The organism is Paenibacillus luteus (genome assembly GCF_006542765.1).
Taxonomy (GTDB): domain Bacteria; phylum Bacillota; class Bacilli; order Paenibacillales; family Paenibacillaceae; genus Pristimantibacillus; species Pristimantibacillus luteus.
On sequence record NZ_SKCD01000011.1, the window covers coordinates 760,623 to 772,888 of the forward strand.

Below are 12,266 nucleotides of genomic sequence, written 5' to 3' on the forward strand. Positions count from 1 at the left end.
CCCTTTCTGGAATATGGGCTTCAAATGAATATTCTAGCGGAGAATCCGTTAAGTCATTAACGCCAGCTGCTCTTTACTCACTCCATGCTGGATTCCTTCCCCGTTAAAGTAACGATGCATATCCTCCACTAATGATCTGCCTATTCTTTTCCGGGAAGAAGGGTTCACACCGGCAATATGCGGCCTGACCAATACATTAGGCAATCGACGCAGCTCACTATCCATTGGTAATGGTTCTTGTTCAAATACGTCCAGTGCAGCGAAAAAGCGATTCGTTCTTAGCTCCTCAATCAGTGCCTGCTCATTAATCACGCTTCCTCGAGAGGTATTAATGAACAAACAACCATCTTGGATGAAGCGAAGCTCCTCTCGTCCGATCATCTGGTACGTTTCAGGTATCTTCGGTAGATGGAGCGATAATATTTGTGCACGTGTAAATACCTCATGAAGGGACATTAATTCCACACCGAGGTCCTTAGCTTTTTCTTGTTTCATGTAAGGATCATAGCCGATGAACTGCAATTGGAACGGCTGCAATAGCCGGATCACCTCTTGAGCCACCATGCCGAGGGCAATAAACCCTACCGTCTTCCCACGAAGCTCATCCGCCTCCATCGCTGGAGTCATCCAGCTTACATTCCCCCGCATCGCATCATCCACTAGCTTAATCCGATGTCCAGTAGCCAATATCATAGCTAATATGGACTCAGCTACCGATTCTGCGATGGCATGACCTCCTGATATTACCTTTATACCTCTATCGTAAGCTTCAGGAGTTATTATATTTTTAACCGAACCCGCCATATGTGCAATCAGCTCAAGCTTAGGTGCTGAGTTCAAAATCTCTTGTGAAATCGGTGAACTGCCCCATGTTGAGATGCAAATGGAGGCATCAGCGAGGTGACGTCTCAGCTCATCTGGAGTAAATGACCGCTCAAATGGATTGAGAACCAATTCACCCAACAGCTTTAAGTTCTCCAACACATCCGGCTCCAAAAAAGCAGCCAATTCGTTTCTTGGTATTTGTACGACTATTTTTCTAGTTATAGGTCCTCAGCTCACTTTCTCTCACAGAACCTACTTCATCCAACCGAACCACCCGATTAGTCGCTATGGACTCGAAGCAGGCATCCATGATATGCATTACCCCAAGCACTTCGTGTCCCGCCGCAAGTGGCTGGCGATTCTCCAACAGGGAATCGATGAACTCTTCCAACTGCCAAGTAAAGTTCGAAGCATGCTTGCTCGGATATTCCACTTTTTCTCCGTTGTCAAACAGCTCATTCTCATCTTTAAGATGCAATACGCCTTTCGTTCCGGTCAAATAGCGTACATAAACGCTATCCTGTGTCGTCCAGATTCGTTTGCCGCCAAGCCCCTCTTCATCACCTGGAACTCTTCCAGCATTAAAGGACATCAAGATGTTGGCCATCCGGTTCCTGGAAAACCTCAGAGAGATCGCTACCTCATCCTCCCCTTCCCAATTCGGGTTATGGGAATAGCCTTGCGCATATACCGTTTCCGGCAGTTCACCGTATGCCCAAACGATATAATCTAGGATATGACTGCCCCAAAGAGGAATAATAAAGCCTCCGATGTGCTTAACATCCTTCCACCAATCCACGGCCGGTTTATCAATATAAGCCAGCAGCATGGCATGAATCGTAAATAACTCACCAATCTCGCCATTGCTGATTTTTTCGATAGACTTCATGACGGGACCGAAAAATCTTCGACTCTGCCCTACCATTAAAGTCACATTGTTCTGCTTGGCGGCTTCAACCATCTGTTCACCTTCAACGCGGTTCATCGCCATCGGCTTTTCGATAAGTACATGCTTGCCTGCCTCCATAGCTTTGATCGCATATGGTGCATGTAAATCGTGTGGCAGCAAAAGCAGGAAAGCATCAATTTCAGGATCCTGCAATGCTTCTTCAAAAGAATCGTAAATTCTCGCTCCCTCCCACCCTTCCACTGCCTGGGCAGCTTTATCCGGGTTTCGGGATACAATTGCTTTTAAGGTTACTTTATCTCTCAGTTCTTGGATCGCCGGTAAATGTGAGCTTGATACCCGCCCTAACCCTACGACTCCTAAACGCACTTTAGCCGCCACTCTACTCCCACCCTTTACTTTTCATTTATTAATTTTGAAAGAGTGATTTCGCGTAACGGATATCCTCACGAATAAGTCGGTCTGCTTCAGCCTCTGCTGTGTATTCTGCCGTCAGACAGATGACACCTTCGTACTTTCGTTTCTTCAAATATTCGGCAACACGCTCCCAAGAAGCCATCCCTTGTCGCCCAGATGTAAAATGGCGATTCCATTGCGCTTGTTCTGCCTCCGGTCCGTTAGTGCGCGTATAGAATGCATTTTTAAGATTAACCATACAGAGATAAGACCAGACAATATCAAGACCAAATTCAGGCTGCTGCCCTGCCAAAGCATCATGTGCACAATCCCAGACAGCTCCGACATAAGCAGAATTCAAACCTTTCATTAGCTGCAACAGACCCGTAGAATCCGTTATGAAATCACCATAATGCTGTTGGATGCCAACCTTCACTCCGTATTTCTCACAGAGTGGAATTACCTTTTCGAGATTCATCCGAAGCCTTTCTACCGATTGATGGTATCCCTCTTCATGTGAAATGTCAGGCATAACCCGAATCGTTGAAATTCCTGCCTCTGCGCAAGCCGAAAAAATCCGTTCTTCCATTTGACTAGCAACACTAAAAATCTTTAAGCCATGATCGGCAAAATAGGATGCGAGCTTCGGCAAACCTTTTTCGGCATCGACAGGCTCCAATTGATACCCTTCACGCAAAGGAAACTCAACTCCGTCAAAACCACTTTCTTTGACAAACTTAACTAGCTGTTGGACGGATATCGTTCTCCATGGTTTTGTGAACACTGAAAATTGTACAGGTAATTGTGACATCTCTTCTTCCCCACTCCTCTTCTATTCAAAAGTTCAATTTATCTGCTTTCATTCTGAGCCTTTTCAGACCTGACATGATATTCCCTATACGATTCAAGCTTGAATTCCGATACTATTCTCTCCATTGGCCATTCTTTGTCATTTGATTCGATTGTGAATATATTTTCCTGAGAGAAGCTTTCGATCGTTACTTTGCGTCCTAAACAGCCTTGTACCTCTAGCAGCTTGTCATACTGATTGTCTATATGAAAAATCTGTTTATCAAGATCGATTGTTTTTGAAGACCAGCCTGCCCATTTGGAAGTAGAGGCCATAACTTTACCGGTTTTGTCTATCATTTTTGAATGGTTAGATCTAACTGAGGATATTACATAATAAGCATGCAGCCATGCATAAGCTTCAAGCGGGAACCCTCCATCGTAGGCAGAGAGCCACACTACAAGCTCAGCACCCATTGCGCTCAACCTGCTCCATATTTCCGGATATCCGATATCATAGCAAATGGCAATGCCTATCTTACCAAAATCCGTCTCAAACACAGGCATTTCTTTCCCCGGTGTTATTCCATCTCTTTTCATTTCACCATCAGTCGGATAATATTTACAATACCTTCCGGCTAGGTTACCGTTTCTATCGAACAACCAAGCAACAATGTACTTCTTAGAATCAATCCATTCATGAACACTAGCGATAATGTAACTATTGAGTTTTTTTGCTTGCACTGAAAGAGCCTGATAGGTTAGCTTTGTCATTTCCTTAGAGCTTTCATTATTATTATCGTTTCCTGATAGTAGAAACACCTCGGGAAAGCAAATTAGATCCGGCTGCAGGCTTGAAAATGAATCCAGCATGTTCAGTGCTCTTTGAAGATTTTGTTCCATCGAAGAGCCCCTTATTAATTCTTCGTTGAAACAGGTAGTAATTACATTTGCTTTTCTTGGCAAAAAAAAGCTCCTTTCCGAAAACTTTGTATTGGAATCGCTTTCATATATACCCATGCAATAAATATAACAAACGAAGAAAACCTTGAAAACGGGATAAGGCTACGATTAAGTGGCTAGTCTTACGTTGTAATCTCAGGCAAAGTATACATGGATGTCACCGTCCTTGGGGTTTACGGCAAAGCGATTAAATCGAAGATTATTCAGATTGAGATAGACGAAAAATCAATAAACTCCAAATAGTGTAAAAAACGGAGCTTCGCAAAAAGTTCGCAAGCTCCGTTTACATAGATTTTAATACATGTACAGATTACTTCGTCACACGGACAATCATCACATCGCTTGAGACCGCCCCTGCATAGTTGATAAGCTCTGCTCGATACTCATAGGTACCGATACCTCGATTCGTTAAGATTGTTATTGCAGTTTGGGCATTTGGCTCTCCATTCGTAAGTTCTTGTGAATCAATGAGGATACTGTTCTCATATAAGTTATATGTGTCTCCATTCGTCCCCCACCATAGATTCATACTTACTTTAAAGCTTCCGTCACCATCCCAGTTGTCGTTGGCAAGTACCGGCTTGGCAGGTGCGGCTTGGGTTACTGTGACTATGTGCGTATCACTCTTGGTAGTACCGAATGCGTTAGTCAGCTCTACATAGTATCGATAGGTACCGTTTGGTTTGCTGCTTATCGCAGTTGTCACCATTTGGGCATTTGGTGTATGATCCGCCAGGGTTCTCGTATCGATTAATACATCATTTTCATAAAGCTTGTAAATTCGGGCATTTTCTCCGTACCATAGATTCATCGTTATATTATATTTACCGTCTTGCATCCCGTTATCATAACCATTATCATCAAAAATTGTCGGTTTTCCCGGTTTGGCTTTACTTTTGGATATTAAATTATCAACTACAGCCGTAGCTGAACCATGATGGCCAGCGGCATCCATGAACGTAAAGGTAAATTGGCCATTATAGTAGAATATGTAGCTGCTTGAACCTCCATTATTTGTAATTGTAACTGGCTCACTCATTGATATTGTGGCTACTACATCCTGTGTGGATGTCATGCTGTAAGATACTGTTGCAGTAGGTGCCACTTTATCGAACATAAAGGTTGTCGAATGCAGTTCCTCGCTAATGCCCGCGTTATCAGTGGCGCGGTATTGTACCTTGTTGACACCCTCCTGATCCAATGTGAAGGGTTCCGTATAAACATTCCACTCTTCATCGTTCACCCGATACTCTATCTTGGCTACGCCTGATAGCCTATCCGACGCCGCCAATGCTACCGTGACATCCGAGGTGTACCAGCCGTTGCTTCCGTTCGGTTCTGCAGGGCTTACTGCCGCAATAGTCAAAGGCGGACTGTTGTCTACCAGGATGGCGACGCTGGACTCTGACGTTTTTGTCACATGTTTGATGCTCACTGTAAGCTGCACTGTACCTTCTCCTGCTGCAGTTGCCGTTACTAACCCTTGCGCATCTACAGTAGCTAGCGCACTGTCGCTCTTATAAGTAGCGACCACTTCGCTAAGGTCTGCCTGTGTTCCATCGTTCAATATGCCTGAGACAGTCAAGATTGCTTGATCTCCATTCCTCAGGATTGTCTTATTTACACCAAGCACAACATGATCCAGTTGAACCACTTTCACTTGCAGCTGGTTTTTCACTCCTGTATTGTCTAATGCTGTGGCTGTTACAAGGACAGTGCCGGTATCTAGACCAGTCAACACACCAGTTGTCGGATCAATCTCCGCTTTTCCTGTTCCATTCACTACACTCCAGACAACAGATTTATTCACAGCATTAGTTGGCATGACAATCGCATTCATAGTAAGCGTGCCGTCTTTCAACACGCTGGCATTAGGATTCCCATTGACCGTTATACTTTCAACCGGTACGTAGGGTCCTGTGCGCACAAATCGTATGCCATCTGCTAGAATAAAGTTGCTCGTATGGAATCTATTGGTTATTATGACACTTCCCGTTGAGCCCTGCATAAACGGGAAGCTCCCTATTTTGTTCCATTTGGCACTGTTCTGAGATTGATCCACAATTACCTCTTCAGAGCCTGTTGCATTAAGGATTGTGAATGGTGCATCAGTAGTTCCGGTTGTACGATGGTGCCATTCATACACATCGTACATGCCGGTTTGTGGTATGTTTGGGGTGTAGGTAGCAGTCGAGCTGCCGCTTTTGGTTGTATTGACTGCAAAATTTCCATTGTAAGCGGTTGAGTTGCTTCCCGTATTCGACCATGAAGAGCCGGAGAATGTCACACCAACAGTATCCTTGTTGTCCATAATAATTTCCACGTTATCCGGTACGAGGGTAAAAGCCACGTTATCAAACAAAACTTTACCTACTCCAGATAAAATACCGATCTTGATGGTAATGTCCATTTTCTGGGAAACGACGAAACTCTTCGCATAATAAGCATACTGACTCGTTAGAACGACAGGTTGCATTTGATGATCGCTTACTCCGTCCCACACACTCAGTTCAGGCTGAACTTCCGCCCCTCCATCAAGCTTCTTGATATAGGCAGACAGAGTATAGGTTCCTGGCTCCAAGACAGTGAACTTCTGAGACAGACCGGTTCGACCGCCCGTTACCCCCACCGAATTAAATTCAGCAGCGAATTCTCCTTGATATGGATTTGTTTGATTCACATAAGCATTCGTGCCATAGACGCCTGTTCCCATGCTCCAGTTATCGAAAGTCGTCGAGACTGGCCCGTCAAGCGGGTCCCCCGTTACGCTCTCGAAATTACCATTCGAGAATATCGGCGGTAAATTACCTGTCCGTACAAATTTGATGCCGTCTGCAAGCATAAAGTTTTCGGATTTGAAGCCGTTAGTAAGTACAACGCTTCCTGTGGAGCCTATATTAAACGGGTAACTTCCAATTTTATTCCATCTCCCTCCGAAGGAGTACGATTGATTCACCTCCACCTGTGTCATACCACCTGCATGATTGATCGTGAACGGAGCAGTCGTAGTTGAGCTTGTCGGATGGTGCCACTCGTACACATCATACATGCCCGCCAGGGGAATCGATGGGGTGTACGTTACGCTGGCTTTGCCATCCTTGCTTGTATTAAGCGCGAAGTTGCCCTTGTTTGCAGCAGTATTGTTCCTTGTGTTGTCCCAAGCATTGCTTGTTGTACTACTGGTAAACTTCACACCCACCGTATCCGAATTGTCCATCACAATTTCCACATTATCCGGCACGAGCTCGAATGATACGTTGTCAAACACCACTTTCCCAACGCCCGATAAAATCCCAATATTAACCGTAATGCTCATCGTCTGCGATACGGTAAATGCTTTGGCATAATAAGCATATTGGTCAGTAAGAGTCACTGGAGCAAGCTGATGGTCAGTGTTCCCTGCCCAAATGTTCAGCTCAGGTTGAACGTCTGCTCCTCCGCTTAGCTTCTTGATATTAGCGGCAAGTACATAGGTTCCCGGCTTCGTGACAGTAAACGTCTGGTTCATAAACGTCCGATTTCCCGGCGCTCCCGTTGAATCGAACTCCACGGCATTCACACCCTGGAATGGGCTTGTTTTGTTCACATAAGCATGCGTCCCATATACTCCAGCGGACATAACCCAGTTATCGATGGTGACAGCCGCCGCCCCCCCGAGTGAATCGCCTGACAACTTCTCAAAGCCGCCATTACGAATCGTTGTAAGCACCAAATCACCAGTTACACTGTTAATTTGGAGTGGCTCATTGCTGACAATAAAGATCGTATCTTTTTTTAGAATATCGCCATCAGTTGAAACCGGAATAACATTCCCGTAGTTATCTTCCACGCTAACAATTTTATCTGCATTCTGAATGTTGATATTAAACGATTGACTATCCGCTGACAAGACGCTAAGGTAGTTGCCGTCTGTACGATGCATATAGTGATTGACCGTAAGGAATGTTTCATTGGAAAATCCAGTATACGATCCGATGTACTGATCCACCTTACGAATGTGATTTTGCATAACAGCGATCGTTTGGAACAATTCCGTAGGAGACTGTGAATGACGTGTAACGAACGTGTCTTCCGCCGGAATACCCATATTAAAATATCTTGTGGCACCATTCGCGAGGAAATCCATATACCGTTCAACGGTTCCATACAATTTTGCAGGAATGGTCGGATGGGTCTCATTAAACGGAAAAAATTCAGTTTGCCACAGTTTCAAATCTGGATAATCGCTCTTGGCTTGATTAAAGGCAGGGAGAATATCGTCTTTAATAGATTTCGTTCCGCCGTAGCCATGTATGTTATAAATATCATAGTATCCAACATACGGCTCATTCAATGCGTCTACGGCCATCTGACGGTCAGCCGATGTACCCGAAACATCGGTGAATCCGCTTGTTGTGACATATAACTCCAGTTCATTGCCCGTTTCCACTTTATACTCCGACTTTACCTTTTGTGCTTGCTCATGAGCTATCTTTAGCATCAAGAAATATTCTTCCTTCGTGCCTGAGAAGGCGGCTGCTTTGTATGGTGGATGGAAGTTAACCTCATTGACGATCTCGTAGTACTTGACTTTGCCCGCGTAGCGTTTCATGGTCTCGTATACGTAGTTGGTCCAATCTTCTCCAGTGCCAGGAACTCCATCCTGATATTGAATATCCTTGGAAACCCAGCGTTCTGCCTTGTATTGAAATGCAGGCATCTCAAAACCAACCGCAGGAAGGGCGCTAACTGGCGGACGCGTAGATGCCCAGTCAGAAGGGTATCCCAGAACCGCCAGCACATCCATGTCCGTTGCATTAGCAGCACTTACATATTGATCAGCGTGCTCCCAAGTAAAGTGCCCCTTGGTGGGCTCGATTTTATGCCAGAGGAATACGGTGGCATCTTCCCACGCACGAGTAGCGCTTGTGTTGATTTTGCTCCAAGGCGACATATCGTAGCTGTAGCTAGAATGAGTACCATAATAATCCGCGTATGTTCCGTCGGTGACGCTAGTATCGTTGGCGGGTACTTTAGAAATTCCGCTCCTATATACGATTGCATCCGACAGGCTAGAGCTAACGGTCGTCTCCAAATACCAGAAGCCTACCTGATTATTCAGCTGCGGAAGGGTCAACTCCTCTACACGGTAAGTGCCATCGGCCGGTATGATAACTTCCTTCACTTCGGTAAAAGCAGTATTCCCGTAAGGATCAGTAGCCTTAATACTCACAGAGTAAGTCTTGGATGTATCCCCATAATTCACTGTCATTATCGGATAGACAGCTGCTTCATTTTTGTAGAATACCTGCTTTTCATTGCGAAAAATCGGTTTAACAACGCTGTATGCTGAAGAGGTTTGCCATGGCGTATTAAATTTCTCTGATTGAATATCCTGACCCAGCTCAATGTTGGCAAGCAGCGATGTATCCGTTCCCCTCGCAAATGCGGTCGTGCTTTGCTCCAGCTCATTCGCCTCGAGCGCCTTGGTAGATATTCTCACATTGGAGATGTTGTAGGGGGAACCTCTCTCCACCTTGAACTCATAGGGCATGAATTTCTCCATCACCGGATCCAACGATGTTGATACACGTTGCAATTGGACACCGTTCTTGTAGATGGCGACATAACCTCCGGGACCCATTTTCCAAGAAAATGCGAGGTTAAACGATTCGCCAACCGTATAATTGAGCACGCTGGACTCGGCTTTAACTCTAGCCTCATTAGTCCCATTACCGTTCCTGACGAAAAAGATAAGCGGCTGATCATAAGTCAAACCCGTCGGTTTCGTAATCGACGGTGGAATATGAGCATTGATCAGCGTATTACCCGGTCCTCCCTGCTCGGGTATGAGTTGGAATAGAAAGTCATACTCGTTGCCGAACTCCGCATGCGGCTTGTCGATACGTGTAGTCAACTCAATCGTCCCTTCACTCGGGTTGACTATTCCCGGCGCGAAATCACGGTACCATGTTTCGTTCTCAGTGAAATAGTCCATATCTCCAGCAGTTGCTTCAGCTGTGAGTACCTTATTTGCCGTGAAACTGACTGGCAACAATGCGACTGCCAGCAATAGGCATAACATGATTTTGAGTAACTGACCTCTTCCGGCATGAATCGGAGTCATTCTGATCTTCATTCAAATCCCTCCATTAATTTAATTATTTGTTCTACAGTAAAGCGGATGACAACCTAGACACCGACCACCGAAACCCCTCCAGACATCACATTTTCCGTTTTTTTGAAATCGCTTTCAATTTAACAGTTTTAATATAATCAATAAAAAAAGTCCCGGAAACGGGACAGGATTACGATTAGGTGGTTAAAGCTACGCTGATAGGACATTTGCTTACTTGTTCAATAAAAATAGACGGACTATTGTTCCTTTTCCCAAGCTGCTTCGAAATTTCACACTACTTCCGATGCCATAGTATAGCTGCAGCCGTTGATTCACATTCTGAACGCTATATCCAGAACCTGCAACAAGGAGAAAAGTCTCCCATGTTGAATTATTCAAACCAGCGCGCGCATCCGAGATGTACAAGACAATTCCGTCTTTGCGCTGCAACCCTCCAATCAAAATTCTCCCCTGCCTGCTCTTAGTTTTATTAATCCCATGTAATATAGCATTCTCAACGATAGGCTGCAGAATTAGTCTGATAATCTCCTTGCAGCGAGGTTCGGCCCCTTAATAATGGAGTCTATCTGCTTAAATTCCCCGTTAGCATTCCTCTAAAACGAATAATATGGACTTTGCACAAAAAAGAGCGCATCTGTAACATGGGAGTTGGTAACGGGTTGCAGCCCAAAACTCTCACCATCAGGAGGTCGCTCATCTATGAAGTTTAAAGCTCCGAATAAACAAAATCAACTCATTGAAAACATCAGCGTTCATCATCTGGTCATCGGCGTAGATATTACTCAGGAAGTTCATGTTGCCGAGCTGTGAGTTTTCGAGGAAGCTAATTCGGGTTTAAAGTAAACTTTCGACGCTTTGCCTAGACGATTTTTCGATAGCATAAGAGAACACTCCTGTTAATTTCTTGACTCTTATGTATTTGACAAACCGCAAGGAAATCCTGTTAGTTAATTATGCTGTCGCAGAAAAAAAAGCTACCTCGATAGGTAGCTAGAACTCACATGGAGTCCAAAAATATAGATAGGAGTGGAGAGTCCTATACTGAACCTGTAGCTTTTTAGATATTTGTTTTCACATTTCCTTTAGAACCTGAAGCAGTAAAAATTGGTTGAAAATTATTCTCTCCATCGTTTCGTAACTAATTCCAGGCTTCCCATAGATCACTTCAGCAAGTCCATCCCCGTAATGATCGAAACGTTTACTTCGTAGAAAGCTGTGGAATTTTCATGTGACTGCTATGTCCTGGAGACAGCTTTGCCTCTGGATCGATGTAGGTCATGGCGTTGTTAACAGCCGTCGGGGCCTCCCCGAATCCGACTGCAATCAATTTCACCTTTCCTGGATATTTTGTTATGTCTCCCGCTGCAAAAAAACCAGCTATATTCGTTTGCATTCGGCTGTCTACAACAACAGCGTTTTGTTCCAAAGCAATTCCCCATTCCGCAATTGGTCCAAGAGAAGATACAAAACCGAAATTTACGATAACGGCATCCACCTCTATGTTCTCTACGATTCCTGAATGGCAGTGTTGAAGCTGCACTTGCTGAATGTGATCCTCACCATCCAGAGACATTAATTCCCACGGCGTTCGAATATCAATTGTTGAGTTTCTAAGCCGTTCTACGCTATGCTCATGAGCACGAAATTTATCCCGACGATGGACTAAAGTTACCTGTTCAGCAATTGATTCCAGCATTAATGCCCAATCGACTGCCGAGTCCCCTCCCCCACTTATTAATACTTTCTTCCCTTTGAATTTTTTAAGATCGTTAACAAAATAGTAAAGATTCTCTTTCTCGAAGCGCTCCACATTAGGAAGCTCAACCCGTCGAGGCTGGAAAGCTCCTGCTCCCCCGGTTAGAATAACCGCTTTGGCATAATGCTCACCTTTATCTGTCACCACTTGAAACAGCTGCTCTTCAAGCTTGGTAACCCGAAGTACTTGCTCGTTCAGATAAATATCAATGGGGAACGGCTTGATTTGCTCCACTAAACGATCAATTAGCTCTTGAGCAGTAACTTTCGGAAATCCTGGAATATCGTATATATACTTCTCCGGGTATAATGCTGCTAGCTGGCCTCCCAACTGCGGCATGCTTTCAATCAGCTTAACGCTCGCTTTACGCATACCGCCATAGAAGCAAGCAAATAAACCCACCGGCCCTCCGCCAATGACGAGAAGATCTGTTATATTGCTCATCTTATTTTCCCTTTCCATTTGACAGCTAACGTAATCTACTCCCATACAGAAATGAATTCCCTTGCCGA

Annotated in this window: 6 protein-coding genes; all 6 read right to left on the reverse strand. The window is 44.6% G+C overall.

The genetic code is table 11. From position 1 onward, the window contains the following. Positions 1-48: 48 nt before the first annotated feature. Positions 49-981 carry a hydroxyacid dehydrogenase gene (locus tag E0496_RS11290; RefSeq protein WP_161601379.1) on the reverse strand — a complete coding sequence of 311 codons (933 nt, stop codon included), beginning with the start codon at positions 979-981 and terminating at the stop codon, positions 49-51. A gap of 58 nt (positions 982-1,039) precedes the next feature. Beyond that, on the reverse strand, positions 1,040-2,113 hold the full coding sequence (locus E0496_RS11295; RefSeq protein ID WP_141501674.1) for a Gfo/Idh/MocA family protein: 1,074 nt from the start codon (positions 2,111-2,113) through the stop codon (positions 1,040-1,042). 28 nt (positions 2,114-2,141) lie between these two features. After that, positions 2,142-2,939, reverse strand: a complete 798-nt coding sequence (locus E0496_RS11300) for a sugar phosphate isomerase/epimerase family protein (protein WP_141501676.1) — start codon at positions 2,937-2,939, stop codon at positions 2,142-2,144. A 38-nt stretch (positions 2,940-2,977) separates the two neighbouring features. Beyond that, positions 2,978-3,883 carry a carbon-nitrogen hydrolase family protein gene (locus E0496_RS11305; protein ID WP_161601380.1) on the reverse strand — a complete coding sequence of 302 codons (906 nt, stop codon included), beginning with the start codon at positions 3,881-3,883 and terminating at the stop codon, positions 2,978-2,980. Between the two features lie 307 nt (positions 3,884-4,190). Continuing rightward, on the reverse strand, positions 4,191-9,998 hold the full coding sequence (locus E0496_RS11310; protein ID WP_141501680.1) for a golvesin C-terminal-like domain-containing protein: 5,808 nt from the start codon (positions 9,996-9,998) through the stop codon (positions 4,191-4,193). A gap of 1,198 nt (positions 9,999-11,196) precedes the next feature. After that, a complete protein-coding gene (locus tag E0496_RS11315; RefSeq protein WP_241674695.1) occupies positions 11,197-12,216 on the reverse strand; it encodes an NAD(P)/FAD-dependent oxidoreductase in 1,020 nt (339 codons plus the stop codon). Positions 12,217-12,266: the final 50 nt, after the last annotated feature.

Bases quoted from the DNA above. Each gene is read 5' to 3' on its own strand.
- E0496_RS11310 (WP_141501680.1), bottom strand. From the start codon at position 9,998: ATGAAGATCAGAATGACTCCGATTCATGCCGGAAGAGGTCAGTTACTC.
- E0496_RS11300 (WP_141501676.1), bottom strand. From the start codon at position 2,939: ATGTCACAATTACCTGTACAATTTTCAGTGTTCACAAAACCATGGAGA.
- E0496_RS11315 (WP_241674695.1), bottom strand. From the start codon at position 12,216: ATGGAAAGGGAAAATAAGATGAGCAATATAACAGATCTTCTCGTCATT.